17 protein-coding genes are annotated in these 24,577 nt (G+C 73.6%); 10 read left to right on the plus strand and 7 right to left on the minus strand.

The features are described from left to right. Positions 1–4 precede the first annotated feature (4 nt). The 5 genes from AB0C84_RS26190 to AB0C84_RS26210 are packed head-to-tail and all read left to right on the plus strand — an operon-like array spanning position 5 to position 9,768. The gene (locus AB0C84_RS26190) at positions 5–1,951 is read left to right on the plus strand and encodes a VCBS repeat-containing protein (protein WP_361071225.1); all 1,947 of its coding nucleotides are present in this window, start codon (positions 5–7) and stop codon (positions 1,949–1,951) included. Next, positions 1,948–2,997, plus strand: coding sequence for an enediyne biosynthesis protein UnbU (locus AB0C84_RS26195; protein ID WP_361071228.1), 1,050 nt, complete (start codon positions 1,948–1,950; stop codon positions 2,995–2,997). Before AB0C84_RS26190 ends, AB0C84_RS26195 begins: the two co-directional genes overlap by 4 nt. Continuing rightward, a complete protein-coding gene (locus tag AB0C84_RS26200) occupies positions 2,994–8,618 on the plus strand; it encodes an SDR family NAD(P)-dependent oxidoreductase (RefSeq protein ID WP_361071231.1) in 5,625 nt (1,874 codons plus the stop codon). The genes AB0C84_RS26195 and AB0C84_RS26200 overlap by 4 nt, the downstream gene beginning before the upstream one ends. Continuing rightward, positions 8,615–9,085, plus strand: a complete 471-nt coding sequence (locus AB0C84_RS26205) for an acyl-CoA thioesterase (protein WP_361071234.1) — start codon at positions 8,615–8,617, stop codon at positions 9,083–9,085. The genes AB0C84_RS26200 and AB0C84_RS26205 overlap by 4 nt, the downstream gene beginning before the upstream one ends. Continuing rightward, positions 9,082–9,768 (plus strand): NAD(P)-binding domain-containing protein, encoded by a 687-nt coding sequence (locus AB0C84_RS26210; protein WP_361071237.1) that lies wholly within the window; start codon positions 9,082–9,084, stop codon positions 9,766–9,768. Before AB0C84_RS26205 ends, AB0C84_RS26210 begins: the two co-directional genes overlap by 4 nt. A 35-nt stretch (positions 9,769–9,803) precedes the next feature. Here AB0C84_RS26210 and AB0C84_RS26215 read toward each other — a convergent pair whose 3' ends face one another. Genes AB0C84_RS26215 through AB0C84_RS26225 form a run of 3 tightly spaced genes read right to left on the minus strand, consistent with a single transcriptional unit; the run spans position 9,804 to position 13,773 of the window. Beyond that, on the minus strand, positions 9,804–11,027 hold the full coding sequence (locus AB0C84_RS26215; protein ID WP_361071240.1) for a cytochrome P450: 1,224 nt from the start codon (positions 11,025–11,027) through the stop codon (positions 9,804–9,806). A gap of 51 nt (positions 11,028–11,078) precedes the next feature. Beyond that, positions 11,079–12,164 carry a methyltransferase gene (locus tag AB0C84_RS26220; RefSeq protein WP_258943014.1) on the minus strand — a complete coding sequence of 362 codons (1,086 nt, stop codon included), beginning with the start codon at positions 12,162–12,164 and terminating at the stop codon, positions 11,079–11,081. A gap of 19 nt (positions 12,165–12,183) precedes the next feature. Further along, positions 12,184–13,773, minus strand: coding sequence for a CoA-transferase (locus AB0C84_RS26225; protein ID WP_361071244.1), 1,590 nt, complete (start codon positions 13,771–13,773; stop codon positions 12,184–12,186). 229 nt (positions 13,774–14,002) lie between these two features. On the opposite strand from AB0C84_RS26225, the gene AB0C84_RS26230 reads away from it, so the two are divergent. Both AB0C84_RS26230 and AB0C84_RS26235 read left to right on the plus strand, forming a co-directional pair. Continuing rightward, positions 14,003–15,511, plus strand: a complete 1,509-nt coding sequence (locus AB0C84_RS26230; protein WP_361071247.1) for a TldD/PmbA family protein — start codon at positions 14,003–14,005, stop codon at positions 15,509–15,511. After that, a complete protein-coding gene (locus tag AB0C84_RS26235; protein ID WP_361071250.1) occupies positions 15,508–16,914 on the plus strand; it encodes a metallopeptidase TldD-related protein in 1,407 nt (468 codons plus the stop codon). The genes AB0C84_RS26230 and AB0C84_RS26235 overlap by 4 nt, the downstream gene beginning before the upstream one ends. Here the strand turns inward: AB0C84_RS26235 and rfbB are convergent. Further along, on the minus strand, positions 16,898–17,911 hold the full coding sequence (gene rfbB, locus AB0C84_RS26240) for a dTDP-glucose 4,6-dehydratase (protein ID WP_361071253.1): 1,014 nt from the start codon (positions 17,909–17,911) through the stop codon (positions 16,898–16,900). The genes AB0C84_RS26235 and rfbB overlap by 17 nt on opposite strands. Before the next feature lie 89 nt (positions 17,912–18,000). Further along, positions 18,001–19,338, minus strand: a complete 1,338-nt coding sequence (locus AB0C84_RS26245; protein WP_361071256.1) for an acyltransferase — start codon at positions 19,336–19,338, stop codon at positions 18,001–18,003. Positions 19,339–19,627: 289 nt separating this feature from the next. Here AB0C84_RS26245 and AB0C84_RS26250 point away from each other — a divergent pair, with 289 nt between their 5' ends. Both AB0C84_RS26250 and AB0C84_RS26255 read left to right on the plus strand, forming a co-directional pair. Beyond that, positions 19,628–20,629, plus strand: coding sequence for an aldo/keto reductase (locus AB0C84_RS26250; protein WP_179848710.1), 1,002 nt, complete (start codon positions 19,628–19,630; stop codon positions 20,627–20,629). Positions 20,630–20,670: 41 nt separating this feature from the next. Then, positions 20,671–21,444 carry a class I SAM-dependent methyltransferase gene (locus tag AB0C84_RS26255; RefSeq protein WP_361071260.1) on the plus strand — a complete coding sequence of 258 codons (774 nt, stop codon included), beginning with the start codon at positions 20,671–20,673 and terminating at the stop codon, positions 21,442–21,444. Here AB0C84_RS26255 and AB0C84_RS26260 read toward each other — a convergent pair. Next, on the minus strand, positions 21,419–22,207 hold the full coding sequence (locus AB0C84_RS26260) for a methyltransferase domain-containing protein (protein ID WP_361071263.1): 789 nt from the start codon (positions 22,205–22,207) through the stop codon (positions 21,419–21,421). The two genes, AB0C84_RS26255 and AB0C84_RS26260, sit on opposite strands and share 26 nt — an antisense overlap. A 45-nt stretch (positions 22,208–22,252) precedes the next feature. On the opposite strand from AB0C84_RS26260, the gene AB0C84_RS26265 reads away from it, so the two are divergent. After that, positions 22,253–23,743 (plus strand): NDP-hexose 2,3-dehydratase family protein, encoded by a 1,491-nt coding sequence (locus AB0C84_RS26265; protein ID WP_361071266.1) that lies wholly within the window; start codon positions 22,253–22,255, stop codon positions 23,741–23,743. Positions 23,744–23,747: 4 nt separating this feature from the next. Here the strand turns inward: AB0C84_RS26265 and AB0C84_RS26270 are convergent, their stop codons facing one another. Further along, positions 23,748–24,575, minus strand: coding sequence for an ABC transporter permease (locus tag AB0C84_RS26270; protein WP_179848713.1), 828 nt, complete (start codon positions 24,573–24,575; stop codon positions 23,748–23,750). Between the last annotated feature and the right edge of the window lie 2 nt (positions 24,576–24,577).

Here is a 24,577-nt window from a genome sequence, read left to right on the forward strand (position 1 = left end):
GGGCATGACCAGAAGGATTCGGGTGTGGCTGGCCCCGATCTGCGCGGCGCTGCTCATCGTGGCGGGCTGGTACAACGCCCGGCTTCCGTCGGTGGCGCGGGCGGAGAACGAACGGCTGGCGAGCCGGTTCGCCTTCCAGCGGCAGCCGCTGAACGGCACGGCCTCGCCCCGCGACATACGCACGGTCGCCCCCGCCTACAAGGGGATCGACCACTGGATCTCCTCGGTCGGCGCCGCGGTGGCGCTCGCCGACATCGACGGCGGCGGCCGGGCCGACGACGTCTGCCTGGTGGATCCGCGCGATGACAGCGTCATGCTGACCCCTGCGCCGGGCACCGGGGCGCGGTTCCCCGCGACGAGCCTCGCTCCGCACGGCCTGCCGTACGACAGGACGATGGCGCCGATGGGATGCGTGCCCGGCGACTACAACGAGGACGGCCGCATGGACGTCCTCGTCTACTACTGGGGCCGTTCGCCGGTGCTGTTCCTGCGCACCCCGGCGGCGCTCGGCAAGAGCGACGCCTTCGCGGCGCAGGAGCTGGTGCGCCCCTACAAGGTGTGGAACACCAACGCCGTGTCGCTTGCCGATCTGGACGGTGACGGCCACACCGACATCCTGGTCGGGAACTACTTCCCGGACCGGGCACGGGTCCTCGACCCGACGGCGCGCCAGAGCGAACTGCAGATGCAGGGCTCGATGTCCGCGGGCGTCAACGGCGGGGTCAACCGGGTCCTGCGGTTCCGGTCCGCGCAGGGCGGCGACCGTCCTTCGGCCGTCTACGGCGAGGAGCGCCGTCCCTTCTCCGACGAGGTCGCCAGGGGCTGGACGCTGGCGATCGGGGCGCAGGACCTCGACGGCGACGGCCTGCCGGAGCTGTACTACGCCAACGACTTCGGCCCGGACCGCCTGCTCTACAACGAGTCCCGGCCGGGGAAGATCAAGCTCCGCCTCCTCAAGGGCGTGCGCCACCTCACCACGCCGAAGTCGATGCAGCTGGGCAGGGACTCCTTCAAGGGCATGGGCGTGGGGTTCTCCGACATCAACGCCGACGGCGTGCCCGACATCCTGGTCAGCAACATCACCCAGGAGTACGGGCTCCTGGAGAGCAACTTCGCCTGGGTGAGCACCCGCGAGAAGGTCGTGGGGCCGGACGGCCCCGCGTACTACGACGATCACAGCGAGCGGCTGGGGCTGTCCCGTTCGGGCTGGGGCTGGGACATCAAGGCCGGCGACTTCGCGGGCGAGGGGCGCGACCAGATCATCCAGGCCACCGGCTTCGTCGAGGGCAAGGACAACCGCTGGGCGCAGTTGCAGGAGCTGGCGATGTCCAACGACGAGGTCCTGGCGCACCCGCGCCTGTGGCCCAACGTGCAGAAGAAGGACGACATCTCCGGCAGGAACCCCAACCGGTTCTTCGTGCGCGGCTCGGACGGCCGGTACCACGACGTCGCCGGCCGGCTCGGTGTCGGCGACCGCGGGGTGTCGCGGGGCATCGCGCTCGCGGACGTGGACCACGACGGGCGGCTCGACTTCGCCGTCGCGAACCAGTGGGGTCAGTCGCACCTCTACCGCAACGTCCGCAGTGCGCAGCGGCCCTATCTCGGGCTGAGGCTCCTCCGCCCGTCCGAGGCATGCGGCGCGCGGCCCGGCGGTTCCGCCGCGCCGCTGCCGGCCGGCTCGGCCGGGGTGCCGGCGGTCGGCGCGAAGGTCGTCCTGGACTCCGGAGCCAAGGGCCAGCGGACGGGCCAGGTCTATCCGGCCAACGGCCATGCCGGCGTCTCCTCGCCGGAGCTGCTGTTCGCGCTGGACGGGGCCGCGGCGCCGGTCCCCGTCACGGTCACCTGGCGCGACTCCTGCGGCAACCGGCACACCGGCAAGGTCCAGGCGACTCCGGGCTGGCACAGCATGCTGCTCGGCCCCGACGGTTCGATCAGGGAGATGGACTCGTGAACTCGGCGAACGCGGAAACCACGACCGGCCCGGCGCCCGCCGCCCCGGCCAGGCCCGCCAAGGATCCGCGGATCGTCGCGCTGCGCCGGTTCGCGATCTCGATCACGGTCTTCAACATCCTCGGGCACACGGTCCTCGGGTTCGAGCCGTCATGGGCGACGCCGCTCGCCGCGATGGCCGTCGCGTACGTCATGGAGCTGGGGCTGGAGACCCTGGACGCCTGGGCGACGCGGCGGCCGGTGAAGTACGCGGGCGGGCCGGTCGCCTTCGTGAACTTCCTGATGCCGGCCCACATCACCGCGCTGGCCTGCGCGATGCTCCTCTACGCCAACGCGCGGCTGGGCCCGGTCGTCTTCGCGGTCATCGTGGCCGTCGCCTCGAAGTATCTGGTCAGGGTCCGGATCGGCGGACGGCCGCGGCACGTGCTGAACCCCTCCAACTTCGGCATCGCGGTGGTCCTCGTGCTGTTCCCCTGGGTCGGGATCGCGCCTCCGTACCAGTTCACCGAGTGGGTCGGCGGACCGCTCGACGTGGCGATCCCGGCGCTCATCCTCGCGGCCGGGACGATGCTGAACGCCAAGCTCACCAGGAAGATGCCCCTGATCCTCGGCTGGGTCGGCGTCTTCGCGCTCCAGGCGCTGGTCCGGACCCCCATCGAGGGCACGGCGACGCTCAGCGCGCTGCTGGCGATGACCGGCGTGGCGTTCGTCCTGTTCACCAACTACATGATCACGGACCCGGGGACCACGCCGGTGCGGCCGCGCAACCAGGTCCTCTTCGGCGCGTCGACCGCCCTCGTGTACGCACTCCTGGTCCACCTCCACGTGGTGTACGGACTGTTCTTCGCGCTCGTCATCGTGTGCGTGCTGCGCGGCGCCGCCCTGGCGATCATGGACGTGCGGCAGCGCGCCACCGCGCGCCCGGCGGCGCCCGGATCCGAGTCCGCGGCCGAGTCCGGGGCCGGCCCCGGATCCGAGCCGCGGTCCGTGCCCCGCCCGGCGCCCGCCCGCGGGGGCGTGCTGGCGACCGGCGAGGAGGCGAAGTGACCGTCGCGAGCGACGTGATCGCCGTCGTCGGCCTCGGGTGCCGCCACCCCGACGCCGCCACCCCGGAGCAGCTCTGGGAGACGGTGATGGCGCGGCGGCGGGCGTTCCGGCCGCTCCCGCGCGAGCGCCTCGACCTCGGCGACTACGGCGACCCGGCGGGGGGACCCGACACGACCGATCTGCGGTACGCGGCGGTCCTCGACGGCTGGTCCTTCGACCGCTCGCGCCACCGCGTGCCCGGGCCGGCGTACCGGGTGACCGACCTCGCGCACTGGCTCGCCCTGGACGTCGCCGGGGACACGCTGACCTCCGCGGGCCACCCCGAGGGGCGCGGGCTGGACCGCCGGCGCGCCGGCGTGATCCTCGGGAACACCCTGACCGGCGAGTTCAGCCGGGCGGCTCTCATGCGGCTGCGCTGGCCCTACGTCCGCAGGAACCTGGTCTCGGCGCTCGCCGCGCGCGGCTGGGAGGCCGAGGAGCTCGGCGGCCTCCTGCGGGAGGTCGAGGCGTCCTACAAGGAGCCGTTCGCCGAACCCAACGACGAGAGCCTCGTCGGCGGCCTGGCCAACGCCATCGCGGGCCGGGTGTGCAACCACTTCGACTTCCGCGGCGCGGGCTACACGGTCGACGGCGCCTGCTCCTCGTCCCTGCTCGCCGTCATCACGGCCTGCACCTACCTGCGCGACGGCGATCTCGACTTCGCGCTCGCGGGCGGCGTCGACCTCAGCCTCGACCCGTTCGAGCTGGTCGGGTTCTCCCGGCTCGGCGCGCTGGCCGGCTCGGCGATGCGGGTGTACGACGCCCGGCCCACCGGCTTCCTGCCCGGCGAGGGCTGCTCGATGGTCGCCCTGATGCGCGCCGGGGACGCGGCCGCCGCCGGGCGGCGGCCGATCGCCCTCATCAAGGGCTGGGGGATGTCCTCGGACGGCAACGGCGGACTGACCCGGCCGGACGTGTCCGGGCAGCGGCTCGCGCTGGAGCGCGCCTACGCGCGCGCGGGCTTCGGACCGGAGACGGTGGCGCTGTTCGAGGGCCACGGCACCGGCACCGAGGTCGGCGACCGCGCCGAACTGCACGCCCTCTCCGAGATCCACGACGGCCGGCGGAGGCCGCGGCCGGCGGCGCTCGGCTCCATCAAGGCCAACATCGGGCACACGAAGGCGGCCGCCGGCGCCGCCGGGCTGATCAAAGCGGCGCTGGCGCTGCGGCGCCAGGTGATCCCGCCGACCACCGGATGCGACGAGCCCCACCCGCTCCTGTGCGAGCCCGGCGCGCCGCTGCGTGTCGTCCGCGAGGCCGAGCCCTGGCCGGACGCCCCGCTGCGGGCCGGCGTCAGCGCGATGGGCTTCGGCGGCATCAACACCCACGTCGTCCTGGAGGCCGCGGACGTCCGCCGCACCACGGCGCGGCTGGCGACCCGGGACCGCCGGGTCGCGCGCGAGCCGCTCGACTGCGAGGTCTTCGCCCTCTCCGCCGACACGGACGCCGAACTCGCCGCCGTCCTGGAGCGGGTGGCGGCGCGGGCGGCGACGATGTCGTTCGCCGAGCACGCCGACCTGGCCGCCGCCCTCGCGGAGCGCGCGCACGGTGACGCGCCGGTGCGCGCCGCCATCGTCGCCCGGGACCCCGCGGAGCTGTCCGCGCGCGCGGAACGCGCCGGCGAGCTCCTCGCCGGGCTCGGCGCGCGGGGATTCGCCGCCCGGCCCGGCGTCTACGTCGGCCGTGGCGCCCCGGGCCGGGTCGGGCTGCTGTTCCCGGGGCAGGGCGCGCCCGTCCGGGACCGCGCCGGGGCCCTCGGCGTGGTCCTTCCCGAGACGGGGGAGTACTTCGAGGAAGGGCTCCCGGAGGACCCGGTCGACACCGCCGTCGCCCAGCCCGCGGTCTTCCGCGCCTCCACGGCGGCGCTGCACTGGCTCGACCGGCTCGGGGTCGCGGCGGCCGCGGCGGTCGGGCACAGCCTCGGTGAGATCACCGCCCTGCACTGGGCCGGCGCGCTGAGCCGCCGGGACGCCCTGCACCTGGTGACCAGGCGCGGCCGCATCATGGCCGACCACTCCGAGGCGGGTACCGGGATGGCCTCCCTCGCCGCGCCGCCCGGCGCGGTCACCGAGCTCATCGACGACGCCGACCTCGTGATCGCCGCCGACAACGGCGCCGTCCAGGTCGTCGCCGGCCCCCTCACCGAGGTCGACCGCGTCGTCAAGCGGGCCCGCGCGAAGGGGATCACCGCCGGAAGGCTGCGGGTCAGCCACGCCTTCCACTCCCCGGCGGTCGCCGCCGCCGAGCCGGTGCTCGCGCGCCACCTCGCCGATCTGGAGGTGGCCGGACTGCCCGGCCGTGTCTACTCCACGATCACCGGCCGCGAACTGACCGCGGCCGACGACGTCCGCGCGCTGCTCGCCCGGCAGCTCACCGCGCCCGTGCGGTTCCGCGAGGCGCTGGAGCTCCTGGCCGCCGACTGCGACCTGCTCGTCGAGGCCGGCCCCGGCCACACCATCACGGCGATGGCCCAGTCGGTCACGGACGTGCCGGTCCGCACGCTCGACGCGGGCGCCGGGTCGGCGGCCGCGCTCGGCGACGCCACCGCCGCGCTGTTCGCCGCCGGCGCCGTCTCCGACCTCACGGCGCTCTTCGCCGAGCGCTTCCACCGCCCGTTCGACCTCTGGCGGGATCCGGAGTTCCTCGCCAATCCCTGCGAGAGCGCCCCGGCCGACGGCCTCGATGGCCTCGACGGCCGGTCCGGCCGTCCCGCGCCGGACGCCGCGGCCCCGGCCGGCCCCGCCACCGCCGCGGCGCCGGCGGCGGAAGCGCCGCCCGGAGCGGACGCCGACGTGCCCTCCGTGGTACGCGGGCTCATCGCCGAGGCGCTGGAGCTTCCCCCCGATGTGATCGGCGACGGGGACCGGCTCCTCGGCGACCTCCACCTCAACTCCCTTCGCGTCGTCCAGCTCGCCGCCGAGGCCGCCGAGCGGACCCGCCGGGCCGTGCCGGCCGCCCCGCCGCTGTTCGCCGAGGCCACGGTCGGCGCGTTCGTCCAGGCGATCGAGGAGCTGCCCGCCGCGGAAGGCGAGACCGGTTCGCAGGGGCCGCCCGAGGGCGTCCGCGAATGGCATCGCGTGCTGGTCGAGTTCACCCGTCCCGTCGAGCTGGACGCGGAGCCCGCGTCCTGCACCTGGCGCGTCTTCGGCGGCGGGCGGCTCCGCGCGCTCGTCGAGCCGCGCCTGACCGCCCTCCCCGAGCAGGACGCTCGCTCGGCGGTCGTCGCGTTCCTCCCCGAGGACCCTGACGACCGCGCGATCGACGCGCTGCTCGAAGCGGCCCACCTCGCGGTGGACACCGGGGCGCCGTTCACCGTCGTGGACTCGGGGGACACGGCGTCGGGTTTCGCGGGCACCATCGCCGCCGAGTACCCCTCCCTGCCGGTCCGCTGGATCCGGGTCCTGGAGGCCGCCCCCGCGGACGCGATCGGCGCCCTGCTCGCGGTCTCGTGGCAGGGCCATTCCGAGATCGTCGTGGACGAGGACGGACGCATCGGCACCCCCGCGTACCGGGCCGCCGGTCCCGCGCAGACCGGACGGGCGCCGGACGCCGCGCCTCCGCTGTCCGCCGGGGACGTGCTCGTGGTGACCGGGGGCGGGAAGGGCATCGGGTTCGCGGGCGCGTGCTTCCTGGCGCGGCGCTGGGGAGTGCGGCTGGGACTCATCGGGCGCAGCGGGCCCGACGGCGACGCCGAGCTGCGTGACAACCTCGCCCGGCTGCGGGAGGTCGGCGTCGAGTTCTGCTACCAGCCCGCGGACGTCACCGACCCGGAGTCGCTCCACCGCGGCGTCGCCGCGATCGTCGACCGGCTCGGACCGGTCAGAGGAGTGATCCATGCCAGCGGCCTGAACCGCCCGGCGCGGTTCGGCGAGATCGGCGCCGCCTGGGCCGAGCACGCGGCGCCCAAGCACCACGGGCTCCGTGCGCTCCTGGGCGCCGTCGACGCCGGGGGCCTGCGGCTGCTGCTCACCTTCGGCTCCGTGATCGGCCGTTTCGGCCTTGCCGGGGAGGCGCACTACGCCCTGGCCAACGGCCGCATGCGGGAGCTGGTCCGGACCCTCGCCCGGGACCTGCCGGACTGCCGGGTCGCCAACCTCGACTGGACGGTCTGGTCGGGAGTCGGCATGGGCGAGCGCCTCAAGGTGCTGGACGACCTCGCCCGCGCCGGCGTGGCGCCGGTCGCGCCCGACCGCGGGACCGAGCTCCTCGCCCGGGCGGCCGAGGCGCGGCCGCCGTCGCACTCCATGGTGATCAGCGGACGGCTGCCGCAGCTCGGCCGCGCCGGGGAGGAGGCCCTGGACGGGCACCGCTTCCTGCGGCGGGTGCGCGCGTGGACCCCGGGCGTCGAACTGGTGGCCGAGGCCGAGCTGAGCCTGTCCGCCGACCCCTACCTCGACGACCACCGCATCGACGGTGTGGCCGTGCTGCCCGCGGTGTGCGTGCTCGAAGCGATGGCCCAGGCGGCGGCCGCGCTGACCGGCCGTCCCGTGGCGGGAGTGGCGGACTCCCGCTTCGACCGTCCCGTGGTCGTCCCCGAGCACGGGACCCGCACCGTCCGTGTATGCGCGCTCGTCCGCGAGGACGGGGACGTGGACGTCGCGGTGCGCAGCGACGAGACGGGCTTCGCCGTCGATCACTTCACCGGGACGGTCGCCTCGGCGGACTCCGGGCCCCCGGAGATCCCGGCCGGGACGGCGCCGGTGCCGGCCCACACCGGCGACGACATGTACGGGCCGCTGTTCTTCCACGGCCGGCGCTTCCGCAGGCTCCGCCGTTACCTCCACCTGGAGGCCACCGCGTGCACGGCGGTGCTGGACGGCGACAGGCCCTGGCGGTTCGGGGAGGGCCTCCCGACGGACCTCCTGTTCGGTGACCCCGCCCGCAATGACGCCTCGATCCACGTCCTCCAGGGGTGCGTCCCGCATCGGCGGCTGCTGCCGGTCGGGTGCGCGCGGTTCGCCGTCCACCGGAGCGGGGCCGGAGAGGGCGAGCTGACGCTCGCCGCGGTCGAGCGCGAGCACTCCGGCGCCGACTACACCTACGACGTGGTCGTGCGCGACGGCTCCGGCCGGCCGGTCGTGAGCTGGAGCGGGCTTCGTCTCCGCGACGTCGGCCCGCTACCGGTCACGACCTTGCACCCGGTTGTCGTCGGGCCCTACCTGCAGCGCACGCTCGACGCCCTGCTCCCGGAGCGCGACCTCCGGTTGGCCGTCGAGGCCGCCGGGCCGGACCGCGAGTACACCTCCGGCGGGCCCTGGGCCGTGCTGGTGGACGGGGAGCCCGTCGCGTGCGCGTGGACCTCCGATCCGGCGCCGGAGCCTCCCGCGCACTGGACCGGTCTCGCCGACCGGCTCGGCCGCCTCGCCGGCGAGCCGGAACAGCAGATCCGGACCCGCCTCCAGACGGTCGGCGCATGCCTGTCCGGGCCGGCGGGCCCGCCCGGGCTCACCGTTCAAGGGGTCTACGAGAACGGATGGGTGGTCCTTCAGACCGGGGGCGCGGACATCGTGTCCGTGGTCCTTTCCGTCGAAGGCGAAGCCGGGCCGGTGGCGATGGCGATCCCCGTCAAGGGGGCCTCGTGAGGGCGTACTTCGAATACCGGCACCGGGTGACGTTCGCCGACACCAACCTCGTGGGGAACGTCTACTTCACGAACTACCTGTCCTGGCAGGGGACGTGCCGGGAGCTGTTCCTCGCGGAGAAGGCGCCGAAGACCGTGGCTCGCCTGAACGGCGACCTCGCGCTCGTCACCTCGTCGTGCTCGTGCGAGTTCTTCTCCGAGCTTTATGCGCTCGACACCGTGTCGGTGCGGATGTCCCTCGTAGGAATGGACTTCTCGCAGATCACCATGGGTTTCGAGTACTACCGGCTCACCGATGGGCCGGCCCAGCTCGTGGCGCGCGGCGAGCAGACCGTCTCGTGCACGCTGAGAGCGGAGGACGGCCTGACCACCGTCGAGGTCCCGGGCGAGCTCCGGACGGCCCTCGACGCCTACGCGCCGGATCCGCGGGGAGCCGGCCGCCCGCGTCCGGAGACGTCGCCGCGATGAGGTTCCGCGAACCCGCCGCGGGCGCGGAGGCCCGCGCGCCGGTCATCGGCATCGTCGGCTGCGGGCGGATGGGCACGGCGCTCGCGGAGACCTTCGCGGCCCAGCGGCGGCCGGTCCTGCTGGCCAGCCGGGACGGCCGGTCCGCGAGCGGTCTCGCCGAACGGCTGCCGGGCGCCGGGGCCGGCGGCCTGGAGCGGGTGGCCCGCGAGGCCGACATCGTGGCCCTGGCCAGCCCCCTCGCCGCCATCCAGGCCGAGATCGCACCGCGCATCCGCGCCCACGTGGTCGGCAAACCGGTCATCGACATGTCCAACCCGTGCGGCCACGACCTGCTCGGCCACGGCTCCGCCGCCGAGCTGATCGCCCGCCTGCTGCCCGGCGGCTCGGTGGTCAAGGCGTTCAACTGCCTTTCCGCACGGCAGCTCGCCGGCGTCGCGCACAACGGCGTCACCCTGACGGTCCCCATCGCCGGAGACGATCCCCGCGCCAAGCAGGCGGTCCGGTCGATCATCGAGCCCGCAGGACTCGACGTTGCCGACGCGGGCGGCCTTCCCGGCAGCCGCTGGATCGAAGCGCTCGCGCAGCTGCTCATGCGCCTTGAGAAGCAGCCCGGACTGGGCGACGCCGTCGGGTTCCGATTGCTACGCCTCACTGCATGCGAAGCCACCTGGACGAGGCCGTAGCTCCAAATTGCGACCGGGTACTGCTCGCTGAGCGTCTAGTCGATCGCGATCGGGAAGTGGTCGATGCCGCGTCCCACCCACGAGTCGCGGCGGACGGGCTCTCCGGCGGGCCGGATGCGGGGGAAGCGGCGCAGCAGCCGGGGGAGCGCGATCCGCGCCTCCAGGCGCGACAGCGGCGCCCCGAGGCAGAAGTGGCCGCCCGCGCCGAAGGTGAGCGGCGCGGTGTAGGGGCGGTCCGGGTCGAAGCGGTCGGGACGGTGGAAGCGCCGGGGGTCCCGGTTGCCGGCCGCCAGGATGGCGACGACCTTCGTGCCCGCGGGGACGGTCGTCCCCAGCAGTTCCACGTCGGCCCCGGCCCAGCGGCTGGTCGCCTGCACCGGCGGCTCGAACCGCAGCACCTCCTCCGCGTAGGCGGAGGCGAAGCCGGGTTCGGCGCGCAGACGGCCGGCCAGGTGGGGATGCTCGAAGGACAGGAGCAGCGCGTGCGCCATGAAGAAGTTCGTCGTCTCGAACCCGGCCGTCAGGAGCAGCATCATGTTGCCCACCAGCTCGTCGCGTTCGAGCCCGCCCCCGTCGTCGTGCACCCGGACCAGGGAGCTGACGAGGTCCGCCTCGGGGCAGCCGCGGCGGCGCTCGATCAGCTCGTCGAAGTACACGGCCAGGTCGTCCATGGCCGCGTCCGCCGGGGCGAGCTTGGAGGCGTTCGTGATCCCCTCCAGGGCGGTCGTCACGTCGGCCGCGATGGACCGGAACCACGCCTGGTCGCGCTCGGGCACCCCGAGCAGCCCGCTGATCACCGCGATCGGGAGCCGCGAGGCGAACCCGGCGATGAAGTCGACCGGCGCGCCGCCCGCACCCTCCTCCGCCAGCGAGTCCAGGAGCCGGTCGGTGATCTGCTCGATCGCCGTCTCGTAGCCCGCCACCCGCCGGGGCGTGAACTCTCCCCGCAGCAGCCGCCGCAGGCGGGTGTGCGCCGGGGGATTGCTGTAGAGCATGGAGTCGGTGTACGCGCGCAGCGAGGAGTGCGCCCGCCACGCCGGGTAGAAGAGGTCGAAGCTGTCCCCGTCCTGGACGCGCAGCCGCGGGTCCCGCAGCACCCGGTCGCACTCGTCGTACCCGACGGCGGCCATCACCCCCGGTTTGATCCGCACCAGGTCGCCGTGCGCCCGCATCTCCTCGTACAGGGGATACGGATCCCGGAGCCCCTCGCCCGTCAGCGCCGCGAGCGCCTCGCGCGGCCGCATCGTGCCCGTCGCCATTGCCTCGTCCCTTCCGCGAGATTCCTCGTGGTCGCCGCGTCGCGGCGGCGGTCACCTGCCGGGGTGGAGCTCGACGATCGACACCGCTCCCGCGGGGTGGACGGCGGCGACGCCGAGCCCGGCCTCGGCGGCGAGCGCGGACAGCTCCGGCAGCGACCGCACCTTCCCGCCGCAGTAGGCGAGCATCCGCAGGTCCAGCCCGGTCGGCCCGGAACCGTCCGGACCGACGTTCTCCACGACGAACACCGAGCCGTCCGTGCCCGCCGCCTCCGCGCAGCGGGCCAGGACGGCGCGCGCGGGGTCGTCGGCCCAGTTGTGGACGACCAGGGACAGGACGTAACCGCCGGCGCCCGGCGGGAGCGGGCCGAACATGTCGCCCGCCTCGACCTCGGCGCGGTCGGCGACGCCCGCCGCGGCCAGCGCCTTTCGCGCCGCGTCGGTGGCGGGGGGCCGCTCGACGAGCACGCCTCGCAGTCCTGGATGCGCGGTGAGCAGCGCGGCCAGCAGCGTGCCGTCCCCGCCGCCGACGTCCACCACGCGGCCGAGGGACGCCCAGTCGTAGGCCGACGCGATCCGGCGCGCCCGGTCCGCGCCGCCCGGGCGCAGCACGGCGCGGAAGGCGGCCTCGTGGCGGGGCTCGGCGGCCAGGTCGTCCCAGAAGGACAGGCCGAAGCGCCGCGGATAGGCGGGCTCGCCCGTGCGCACGCTGTGCAGCAGTTCGACGTAGCACAGCTCGGCCCGGCCGCCCTCCTCGACGTCGAGGCAGGCGCGCAGGCCGCCCGGGTGGTCGTCGCGCAGCGGCTCGCCCAGCGCGGTCAGCGCGTACCGGCCGGAGTCGTCCCGGCTCAGCACGCCGCGCACCGCGAGGTAGCGCATCAGCCGGGCGAGCCCGTCGGCGTCGGCGCCGGCGGCCTCCGCCAGTTCGGGCACGGTCCGCAGCCCGGACGCGATGTGGTCGGCGATGCGCAGCGTCGCCGCCACCCGCACCGCCATCGGGGTCGCGAGCTGGGCCATCGCCCACAGCGCGGGGACGGCCTCGTCCGCCGCCGCCGACACGGGTCCCGCGTCGTGGCGCCGCCGTGCGGGGTCCCCGGAGCGTCGGCCGTGCGGTTCGTCAGGCGTGACCATTCGGTTCATCGATCTCCCCGGTGCGCGGCTAGGGACGGAACAGCTCGGAGGGCATGGTGGTGATGCCGGCGGCGGTGCGGACCGGGAACCCGATCTGCCCCAGGACGTCCCGCCGGACGTCGACGCCGGGCGCCACCTCCGTCAGCACGAGTCCTTCGGCGGTCATCTCGAACACGGCGCGTTCGGTGACGACGATGGCCCGCTGGCCGCGCTCCAGACCGGCGCGGACCGCGTAGGTGATGTGGTCGACCTCGGGCACGAGCTTCTGGATCTCGCCTTCCCGCAGGATGTCGAGCCGCCCGCCGTCGCAGGAGACGTCGAGGCCCTTGGTGGTGAGGGTGCCTCCGAGGACGATCCGCCGCGCGTTGTGCGCGATGTCGACGAATCCGCCGCCGCCCGGGCTCGTGCCCGCGAAGCGGCTGACGTTGACGTTCCCGGCGGCGTCGAGCTGGGCGAAGGAGAGCGCGGCGAGCGCGCAGCCGCCGCCGTCGATGAAGTCGAACTGGTAGGTGCCGTCGACCAGCGCCTCGGGGGAGTAGTTGGCGGAGAACTGCCAGCCGCCCATGACGACGCCGCCGAAGGAGCCGTGCTCGGTGGTGAAGGTGTAGTCGCCCAGCCGTCCGTCGTGGAAGGCGCCGTCCTCCGCCATCGCGAGGATCGCGCTCGACGCGGCGCCGAACCCGAGGATCGTGGTCTCGCCCGGGCGGATCTCCCGCGCGACACGGCGCGCGATGACCTTGCCGGGGCCCGGCCGCAGGCGCGGGAGGCGCTCGACGGGGTGCGGCACCGGCCGCAGGTACCCCGGGTCGTTGCGCACCTCCGTCCCGATCAGCTCGCCCGCCGCGACCACGACGCGGTCGACCAGCGCGCCGGGCACCTGCACCTCGCGCGCGGGCCGGGAGCCGCGCGGCACGATCCGGGACACCTGCGCGATCACGGTGCCGCCGCTCGCCTTGACGGCGAGCGCGAGGGCGAGGGCGGCAGAGGTGAGCGGCAGGTCCTCGAAGGACAGGTTGCCCTGGGCGTCGGAGCTGCTGGCCCGGATGATCCCCACGTCCAGCGGCCAGGTGGGGTAGAGCAGGAGCTCCTCGCCGCGCAGCTCGACGACCTCCACCAGGTCGTCCTTGGCCCGCCCCGTGAGGCGGCCCCCGCCGTGCCGCGGGTCGGCGAAGGTGCCGAGGCCGATGCGGGTGAGGTACCCCGGGCTCCGCCGGGCGACCTCCCGCAGCCAGTGCATGGCGGCGCCGATCGGCCAGCTGTAGGCCTCGATCCGATCGTCGCGTATCAGCTCCGTGAGCGCCGGGCGGGTACCGGTGCGCGGGTGCCTCGGATTGATGTAGGACCCGGCGACGATCCGGCGCATCAGCCCCTCGCGGGCCACGCCGTCCATGCCGCCGATGTCCATGGCGTCGCCCGTGGCGCAGGGGAAGAAGAAGGTCAGGTCCCGGGGGGAGCCGAGCCGCTCGAAGCGCTCGCCGATCGCGCGCAGCACCGCGTCGGGCGTGATCCAGCCGATGACGCCCGTGCTCGCCACGGACTGCCCGTCCCCGACGAGGGCCGCCGCGGTCGCCGCGTCACAGACCTTGCCCCCCACGGCAGCAGCCGCGACATCGTCCATCGCGTCCCCTCGGCTTCGCACCGGTCCCGGTCGTCCCGTCGCGGACGTGGTTCCCTCCGACCGGACGGCGTCAAAGAGCAATACTATCAAAAACTATAGTTATCTCCCAGATCGGCGATTGGAGATCCCCGCTTCACTCCCAGCTTTCGTGTCGGTGGTCGGCCTTTTCGATCGCGAGACAATATGTTTTTCTAGTAGGACGTGCCGGAGGCGTGGAAAGAGAGGCAGCGTGCGACGTGGTCTGGACGCCTCGTTCTCCGCCCTTCCCCTGCACGCGCTGGCCGATGCGGCGCTCGCCCGCGCGTCCGAGCTCGGAGCCGAGCACGCGTCCTTCCGCCTCGACCGCGTCCGCACGGCCCGGCTGCTGCTGCGCGACGGCGTCCTCGGCGGCGGACAGGACGCCACGGACACGGGGCTGGCCGTGCGCCTGTGGCATCGGGGCGTCCCCGGCTTCGCCGCCGCCGCCGAGCTGACGCCCCGGGCCGCCGCCGGCGCCGCCGAGCGGGCGGTGGCCGTGGCCCGCGCGTGCTCGGCGATCGGCGGCGGCTCCGGTGAGCCGGTCGGCGAGCCGGTCCACCCCGCCGCGACGTGGATCTCCTCATACCGGGTCGATCCGTTCGAGGTGCCCGAGGAGGAGCGCATCGCGCTCATGGCCGGCTGGAGCCGCCGGCTGCTCGCCGCGCCGGAGGTCGACCACGTGCTGGCCTTCCTCACGCTCGTCCAGGAGAACAAGTTCTACGCCGATCTCGCGGGCACGGTGACCGCCCAGCAGCGGGTCCGGGTCCATCCGCTGCTGTTCGCGCAGGGGTCGGACCCGCGCGGCGGCGGGGCGGCGACGCTGCGCACCCTCGGGCCTCCGACGGCCCGGGGCTGGGAGTACCTGTCCGGCGACGGCTGGGACTGGGAGCGCGAGCTGGCCGAGCTGCCCGCGCACCTCGCCGCCAAGCTCCGCGCCCGCCCGGTGCGGCCGGGCCGCTACGACCTCGTCATCGACCCCTCCAACCTCTGGCTGACCGTGCACGAGTCGGTCGGCCACACCACGGAGATGGACCGCGCGCTGGGCCACGAGGCGTCCTCGACCGGCACGACGTTCCTCTCCCCGGACGGGCTCGGCTCGCACAGGTACGGCTCGCCGCTGATGAACGTCACCGCGGACCGCACGGCCGAGCACGGCCTCGCGACGGTCGGCTTCGACGACGAGGGGGTGGCGGCGCAGTCGTGGAGCCTGGTGCGCGACGGGGTGCTCACCGGCTTCCAGCACGACCGGCGCACCGCGGGCCTGGCGGGCCTCGAACGTTCCAACGGCTGCTCGTTCGCCGAGTCCGCGACGCACGTGCCGCTGCCGCGGATGCCCAACGTCGGGCTCCGTCCCGCGCCCGGCGGGCCGTCCACCGCCGGCCTCATCGCGGGGATCGAGAACGGGATCTACCTCGCCGGCTCCGACAGCTGGTCCATCGACATGCGGCGCCAGAACTTCCAGATGACCGCCCAGCGATGCCATCGGATCCGCAACGGCAGGCTGGACGGCCAGCTGAGCGGGGTCGCCTACCAGGCCTCCACGACGGAGTTCTGGTCGGCGCTGACCGCGCTCGGCGGCGAGGACACCTACCGGCTCTTCGGCGCCGACCTGTGCGGGAAGGGCCAGCCGATGCAGGTGGCCGCCGCCAGCCACGGCTGCCCCGCGGCCGTGTTCACGGGGATCGAGGTCATCGACACCGGTGCGGAGGGGCTGCCGTGACGCTCGCGGAGCTGGCCGTCGAGGCCGGCAAGGACGCCGACGCCTACGTGGCGATCGTCGACGAGGCCTCCACCGCGCACGCGCGGTGGGCGGGCAACGCGCTGACGTCGAGCGCTCTCACCGCCGACACGAGGCTGACGGTGATCGCCGTCAGTTCGGACGCGCGGGGCACCGCCGCCGGCGTCGTCTCCCACCGCGGCGCCGTGGACGAGGACGCGGTGCGCGCCGTCGTGGCGGCGGCCGAACGCGCCGCGCGCACGGCGACGCCCGCCGCCGACGCGCGCCCCCTGCTGACCGGCGACGCCGTGCCCGCGTCGCCGGACTGGACCGAGGCCGCGCCCGCGGCCTCGGTCGACGTCCTCGCCCGGTTCGCCACCGGCCTCGCCGCGACGTTCGAGCGGGCCCGCGCGGAGCACCGCCTCCTGTACGGTCACGCCGAGCAGCGGCGGCACACCACCTGGCTGGCGTCCTCCACCGGGCTCCGGCTGCGGCACGTCCAGACCGCGGGCGTCGTGGACCTGACCGCCAAGACGGAGGACGGCGTCGCCTCGACGTGGACCGGAACCGGGGCGGCCGACCTCGGCGAGATCGATCCGCTTCCCATGTACGAGGGGCTCAGCACGCGGCTCGACTGGGGACGCAGGCGCGTCGAACTCCCCGCCGGGCGTTACGAGGTGCTGCTGTCCCCGTCCTGCGTCGCCGATCTCATGGTGCGGCTGTACCGCGCCGCCGGGGCGAAGGACGCCGCCGACGCGCGCACGGTGTTCCGCGGCCCGGACGGCGGGATCCGGATCGGCGAGCGCCTGACCCGCGCGCCGCTCACGCTGCGCAGCGACCCGCAGGAGCCGGGACTGCGGTGCGCGCCGTTCGTCACCGCCCGGGGCTCCGCGGACGTCGCGCAGGTGTTCGCGGACACCGTCTCGGTGTTCGACAACGGGCTGCCGCTCTCAGCGACCGAGTGGATCCGCGACGGCGTCCTGACCGGTCTGGTCCAGACCCGCCACTCCGCCGATCTCACCGGGCTGCCGGTCACGCCGCAGGTCGGCAACCTGGTGCTGGAGGGCCAGGGGGAGGGCCGGTCGCTCGCCGAGATGGTCGCGACCACGAGGCGTGGGCTCCTGGTGACCTCGCTGTGGTACGTCCGCGACGTGGATCCCCGGACCCTGCTGCTCACCGGGCTCACCCGCGACGGCGTCCACCTGGTCGAGAACGGCGAAGTGGTGGGGGAGGCGAACAACTTCCGCTTCAACGAGAGCCCGGTGGACCTGCTGGGGCGGGTGACGGAGATCGGCCGTACCGAGCAGGCCCTGCCCAGGGAGAGGGACGACTCCACGCCCCGGACCGCCATGCCCGCGCTCCGGGTGGAGGACTACACGATGTCGGCGGTCAGCGAGGCGACCTGAGCATCGGCCCCGGCGCCTCCCGGAGCCCGGCCTTCAGCGGCTCCCACCAGGCCCGGTTCGCGCGGTACCACTCGACGGTCGCCTCCAGCCCGTCCTCGAAGCGCACGCGCGGGACGAAGCCGAGCCCTTCCTCGATCTTGGTGGTGTCGAGCGCGTACCGGCGGTCGTGCCCCTGGCGGTCGGGGACGTGGTCGACCCTCTCCCAGCCGGCGCCGCACGCCTCCAGCAGCAGGGCCGTCAGGTCCTCGTTGGACAGCTCCTTCCCGCCGCCGACGTGGTACACCTCGCCCGGGCGGCCGGACCGCAGCACCAGGTCGAGCGCGCGGCAGTGGTCCGACACGTGCAGCCACCCCCGCCGGTGGCGGCCGTCGCCGTAGAGCGGCACCCGGCCGCCGTCGAGCAGGTTGGTCACGAACAGCGGGATCACCTTCTCGGGGAACTGGTAGTGGCCGTAGTTGTTGGTGCACCGCGTGACCACGACCTCGAGGCCGCGGGTCCGGTGCCAGGCCAGCGCCAGCAGGTCCGACCCGGCCTTGGCCGACGCGTAGGGCCCGTTGGGCAGCAGCGGAGCGTCCTCCGCCCACGCCCCCCGGGCTATCGACCCGTAGACCTCGTCGGTCGACACGTGCACGAACCTGGCGACGCCGTGCCGCTGGGCCGCCTCCAGCATGTTCTGCGTGCCCAGCACGTTGGTGCGCACGAAGGGGGTGGCGGTGTCGATCGAGCGGTCCACGTGCGATTCGGCGGCGAGGTGGACGATCGCGTCCTGCCCGGCCACGGCCGCGTCGACCGCGTCCGGATCGCAGGTGTCGCCGTGCACGAACCGGTAGCGGGGATGCCCGGCGACGGGGGCCAGGTTCTGCGGGTTGCCCGAGTACGTGAGCGCGTCCAGTACGGTGACGTGCGCGCCCGCCGTGCCCGGCAGTTCGCCGCGCAGCGTAGCCCGCACGAACTCCGAGCCGATGAAACCGGCGCCCCCGGTGACCAGGAGTCTCATCGCCCCGCCTCCTCGGCGTTCGCTGGTGGTGGCACGCCCGCGGCGGGCGGGACGTGCCGGGGCATCGTCCCGCCCGCCGCGGGCGTCGATCAGGCCTGCGCGTCCCGGGGGGCGCGCATCGCCTCGGCCCGGACGGGCGCCTCGGCGGGAGTGCTGACGGCGACGCTCAGCTCGACCGGCGCCTTGCCCAGGCGCGGCCGCAGCATGTGGAACGGCTTCTCCACGATGATGTAGCTGGCGTAGCCGACCATCACGCACAGCGCCAGTTCGACGCCCAGGACTTCCCAGTAGCCGCCGATCTCGGGGGCGAAGAGGGGCCCGACGAACTTGGCGTACACGAAGATGTGCCAGAGGTAGACGCTGTAGGAGATGCGGCCGAAGAACCGCAGCAGCGAGTTGTCCAGCATCAGGCCCGCCAGCCGGAAGCGGACGCCCGGCACGGTCAGCGGCGCGAAGACGGCCACGGAGAAGGCGAGGAAGAGCCAGTAGTCGGCCGCCGCGGCCGGCGCCGCGACGTAGTCGACCAGGCGGTAGTCGGCGAGCGGGGAGAGGCAGGCCAGGACGAAGATGAGCAGCGCCCCCAGCCAGAGTTTGGCCGGATGCCGGCCGATCAGGCGGTACACCCGCGGCACCGCGTCGGGGCGCGTCTCCGCGGCGGCGGACAGCACGGCCAGCATCATGCCCACCGAGAGCCAGCCCATGTAGCTCATCGGCCAGAAGTACTGCGTCGGCCACAGCTTCATCGGGTCGTCCCGGAATTGCGGGAAATGGAGCCAGGTGAAGAAGCCGAAGCCGATGAACACCGGGACGGCCAGCGGCACGAGCAGCCGCTTCACCCGGGCCTCGTGGGATTCGGCGCGCCGCGCGTACCGGTGGAGGAGCCATGCGAACGCGGGCATGGCCAGGTAGAACAGGAAATCGTTGGCGTTGCTCCAGGTGTGCATCATCCCCATGGGAATGGCGCCCTTCTCCCAGATCTGCAGCAGGAGCAGCGGGCGGACCCATTCCCAGACCCCGTGGACGGTGTCCCGGTTGAGCACGAGGAGAGCGGTGATCGTCAGTACCCAGTAGGCGGGCAGGATCCGCAGCGCCCGGCGCCAGAAGTAGCGCTTGACGTTCGGCTTCCGTTCGCCGGTGAGCGTGTACAGCGCGAACGCGCGGTACAGCAGGTAGCCGGTCATCACGAACCAGATCGGGAAGGCGACCGCCACCCGGTTCAGCATGATGGCCCAGACGCCGTTGCCGGTCGAGTGCATGTAGCTCCAGCCCTGCACGCTGGTCGCCACTCCGGTGTGGCCGAGGACGACGAGCAGCACGACGGCGCCGCGCAGTCCTTCGAGTTCCGGGATGAACTTCCGAGGCCGGTCCGATGCCGGGTCGGGTGCGGCGGCTCCCACAGCATCCCCGCCGGATGCCTTCGTTACCATGGGCGTTTCTCCCATCTCGCGCGACCCTGGATTCGACGGGTCGAGGCGAAGAGCGGATCGGATCAGACGATCCGTCGAGGCCGGCCGGCAGGCCGGTGCCGCCCGCAGAGCCGCGCGTTCCCCGTCACCGCCCTCGGGCCCATGTGGACCGCCTATGCCCGCCAAAGGTCCTACACTTGAGAAAACGATAGCATCGGCGTCGTAGAACGCAATAGTAGGCGACATAGGGGAATCTGACTTGAATAACTAGTATCGTGAAAGGCCGATCGAGAGCCTGAGGAGGCGGTCGATGCCCCATCCCGGAGAGTTCCGCGCGTCGCTGGGTTCCACCGGCCTGGAGATCGGCCGCCTCGGCCTCGGCACCGTGAACTTCGGCGGCCGCGTCGACGGGGCGGACGCGCACCGCCTCCTGGACCACGCGCTGGCGAACGGCCTCAACCTCGTCGACACCGCCGACATCTACGGCTGGCGCGTCTACAAGGGCCACACCGAGGAGGTGATCGGGAGCTGGCTGGCGGCGCGCCCGGGCCGCCGGGACGAGGTCGTCGTGGCCACCAAGGTCGGGAGTCCGATGAGCGACGACCCGGCCGACCGCGGCCTGTCGGCGCGGCGCATCGTCGCCGCGTGCGAGGCCTCCCTGCGCCGGTTGAACACCGACCGGATCGACCTCTACCAGATGCACCAGGTCGACCGCTCGGTCCCCTGGGACGAGATCTGGCTGGCCATGGAGCTGCTGATCCGCCAGGGCAAGATCCGGCACGTCGGCTCGTCCAACTTCGCCGGATGGGACATCGCCCTGGCCCAGGAGACCGCCGCGCGCCGCCGCGTCCCGGGGCTCGCCTCGGAACAGTGCGTCTACAACCTCGTCACCCGGCACGCGGAGCTGGAGGTGATCCCCGCGGCGGCGGCCCTCGGGCTCGGGGTGCTGGTCTGGTCGCCCCTGCACGGCGGCCTGCTCGGCGGCGTGCTGCGCAAGAAGGCGGAGGGGACCGCGGTCAAGTCCGCGCAGGGGCGCGCGGTCGACGCGCTGAAAGAGCACGGGACCGCCATCGCCGCCTACGAGCGGTTCTGCGCGGACATCGGGCGGGACCCCGCCGAGGTCGGCCTCGCCTGGACGCTCGCGAGGCCGGGGGTGACCGGGGTGCTCATCGGCCCGCGCACCCCCGACCACGTCGACGGCGCGGTCAGGGCGCTGGACAAGCCCCTGACCGAGGAGGAGACCGACCGGCTGGACGCCCTCTTCCCGCCCGTCGGCCGGGGCGGGCCGGCGCCCGCCGCGTGGATGAGCTGACCCCGCCTTACGCGATCTCTGCCGCTGGGAGGACGAGACAGGTGACCGCACCGAACCACCGGGATCCGCGCTCGCTGGCACGCGAGTCGGACCAGGAGCGCGACGTGCGCGAGCGGCTCACCCGGCTGCTGCGCGACACCCCGATCCCCGCCGAGTACCTGATCGACAACCTGGCGCTGTACCTGCGGCGCCACCAGCTCACCGATCTGCTGTGCATGGACGCGCTGTACCGCATGATCCTCGACGTGCCCGGCGTGATCATGGAGTTCGGCGTGCTCCACGGGCGGCACCTGGCCACGCTGACCGCGCTGCGCGGGTGCCACGAGCCGTACACCTCGGTGCGGCGCGTCATCGGCTTCGACACCTTCACCGGCTTCCCCGACGTCGCCGACGTCGACAGGGCCGGGCCCAACGCGGTGGCCGGCCGGTTCGCCGTAAGCGAGGGCTACCCCGACCACCTGCGCGAGGTGCTCGACGCGCACGAGTCCGGCGAGCCCTTCGCGCACGTCCGGCGGACCGCGGTGGTCCAGGGCGACGTCCGCGAGACCCTGCCGCGCTATCTCGCCGACAACCCGGAGACCGTGATCGCGCTGGCCTACTTCGACCTCGACCTCCACGCGCCGACCCGCGCCGCGCTGGAGGCGATCCGGCCCTATCTGACCAGGGGCAGCGTGCTCGCCTTCGACGAGATCGCCTACTCCAAGTGGCCCGGGGAGACGGCCGCGCTGCGCGAGGCCGTCGGCCTGGACGGGGTGGCGCTGCGCACCCTCCCCGGCCGGGAGCCGCCCATCACGTACCTGCGCTGGGGCGAGTAGCGTCCGCGGCCTCCCGGGCCTCGGGCCGGCCGCGGCGGACCCCGACGAACAGGCCGTAGCCGTTCAGGCCGGCCTCCTCGTGCTCGACGTCGCATCCGGAGTCCTGGAACGCCGCCCGGAACTCGTCCGCGGTGAACATGGTGAAGGTCTCCACGGTGCGGAACGCGCGGACGCCCGCCGGACGGCCCACCGTCCAGCGCACGTCCATGTGCGCGGCCCGGTCCCGCCGGGTCGAGTGGGAGACCCGGGCGACGACCGTGTCGCCGTCCCGCACCAGGTCGGCCCCGACGAACCCCTCGATGAACCTTTCCGGCGGCCACCAGGGCTCGATGACCAGCACCCCGCCGGGAACGAGGTGGCCGGCCATGGCCCGCACCGCGGCGCGCATGGCGGCGACGGTCGGAAGGTAGGCGATCGCGGTGTAGAGGCACGTCACCGCGTCGAAGGCGCGGCCGAGGTCGAAGCCCCGCATGTCGCCGTCGTGCACGGTCACCCCCGGCAGCCGCCGCACGGCACGCTCGCGCATCGCGCGCGAGATCTCCAGGCCCTCGACATGGTCGAAGCCCGCCCGGAACGCCTCCAGGTGGGCCCCGGTGCCGCAGGCGACGTCGAGAAGGGACCGCGCGAGGGGACGGTGGGCGCGGATGCGCCGCGTCACCTCCGCCGCCTCCGCGCCCCAGTCCTTGCCACGGTGCCGGTACGTCAGCTCGTAGACCTCGGCGTGCTCCGGGCCGAAGGCGGCGTCGCGCTCCGAGGCGGGCACGGGGTCTCCCTTCCCATCGCTAGGTGCTATATATAAATTAAGTAAATGGTACAGCCGAGCGCGAACGGCGGCCAGCTCCGGCGGCCGTGGACGGAGGCGGGCATGGCGGGCACGAACGCGGGCACTCGGCTGAGGGCGGCGCCGAGCGGGGAATCCGACGAGCTGGGCCGGCGGCTCGCCGCGTCGGCCGAATACCGGCCCCGACCGGCCGGCGACGTCGTCGAATGGCTGGCCGGACGCCGCCGCAGCGTCCCGGTCGAGGTGACGCGCATCCCGTTCGACCGCATGGCCGGATGGTCGTTCGACCCGGGTTCGGGCGACCTCGTGCACGAGAGCGGCCGCTTCTTCACCGTGGGCGGCATCCACGCCCGCACCGACTACGGCGCCGTTCCCGAATGGCGGCAGCCGATCATCTACCAGCAGGACGTCGCGATCGTGGGCATCCTCGCCAAGGAGATCGACGGCGTCCTGCACTTCCTGATGCAGGCCAAGATCGAGCCCGGCAACGTGAACACGGTGCAGCTGTCGCCGACGGTCCAGTCCACGTCGAGCAACTACCTGCGGACGCACCGCGGCGCCCGGTCCAGGTTCGTCGAGTACTTCACCGAGCCCGGGCGGGCCCGGGTGCTGGTCGACGTCCTGCAGTCCGAGCAGGGGGCGTGGTTCTGGGCCAAGCGCAACCGGAACGTGGTCATGGAGGTCACCGGCGACGTCGAGCCGCACGACGACTTCGCCTGGATGACGCTCGGGCAGATCCTCGACCTCCTGCATCACCCCAACGTCGTGAACATGGACTCCAGGACCGTGCTGGCCTGCCTGCTGGCCTCGGCCTCGTCCATCGTGCGGCCGGGCGACGGGGCCGCGGCCGCCTTCGCGGCGCCGCCGTACGCCTCCGGGGAGGACGCGTTCCTCTCTCCGGTGCAGGTGAGGAGCTGGCTCACCGAGCGCAAGTCCGCGTACACGCTCGCGACGCGCGCGGTCCCCCTCGACTCCGTGGACGGATGGGAGCGGGGAGCGGATGCGATCCGCCGTCCCGACGGCAGGTACTTCAGCGTCGTCGGGGTGGAGGTCCACGCGGGCAACCGGGAGGTGTCCGACTGGTGCCAGCCGTTGCTCGAACCCCGCGGCATCGGGCTGGCCGCTCTCGTCGTCCGCCGCATCAACGGGATCCTGCACGTCCTCGCCCGCGCCGACCTCCGTCCGGGATGCCGCGACACCGTGGAACTCGGTCCCACCGTGCAGTGCACCCCCGAGAACTACGAGGGGGCGAGCGGTGAGACACGCCCCCGGTATCTCGATCTCGTCCTCTCCAGAAGTGTCAAGGTGCGGTACGACGTGGTGCAGTCAGAGGAGGGCGGCCGGTTCCGGCACGCCCAGACCCGTCATCTCGTGGTCGAGGTCGGCGGCGGCTTCCCCGCCCGGACGCCCGCGGACTTCTGCTGGCTCACGGTGCCCCAGGCGATGGCGCTGGCGCGCCAGAGCTACCAGGTCAACATCGAGGCCCGGAGTCTCCTGCTCTGCCTGCACGCGCTGTGAGCGCCTAGTGGCGGCTGCGGCCGTACCGGTACACGGTCAGCGGCGCGAAGACCGCGACGAGGATCGCGCAGGCCAGGAACGCCCAGCCCATCTGGCCCGCGGTCACGGTGCCGTCCATCAGCCCGCGCATGGCGGTCGTCGCGACGCTGACCGGATTGACCTTGATCAGCGCCTCCAGCCAGCCCGGCATCGTCTGCTGCGGCACCATGACGTTGCTGGCGACGACGAGGATGAACAGGAGCGTCCAGCTGAGCGTCTGGGCCGCGGTCGGCGTCCGCACGCTGACCCCGACGAAGGTCCCGATCCAGGCGAGGCTGAACGCGAACACCTGGAGGAACAGCAGCGCCAGCACCACGCCGCCCACGCCGCCGTCAGGGCGGAACCCCAGCACCAGCCCGAGCAGCAGCGGCACGACCGACGCCACCGCGTACCGCACGACGTCCCCCAGCATCGCCCCGACCAGCACCGACGACTGCCACACCGGCAGGGAGCGCACCCGGTCGAAGACCCCCTGGTCGACGTCCTGGTTCAGCACGATGCCGGTGTACGCCGTCGTCAGCGCCACCGCCATGACCATGACGCCGGGCAGGAAGAAGTGCAGGTAGCGGCCGGGCGATCCCGCGATCGCCCCGCCCACCAGGTAGGTGAACGAGAGCGTGAAGACGACCGGGAGCATGAGGGCGTCCACCAGCTGGTTCGGTGAGTGCTTGATCTTCAGCAGCGCGCGCCACCCGAACGTCATCGACGCCGACAGCGCGCCGGCCCTCGGCGGGCGCTCGCCGGGCGCCGCCAGCGGCCCCCGCGCCCGCGTCATCGGCTGGGACGTCGTCATCT

The sequence above is a fragment of the Actinomadura sp. NPDC048955 genome (genome assembly GCF_040649435.1).
Taxonomy (GTDB): Bacteria; Actinomycetota; Actinomycetes; order Streptosporangiales; family Streptosporangiaceae; genus Spirillospora; species Spirillospora luteofluorescens.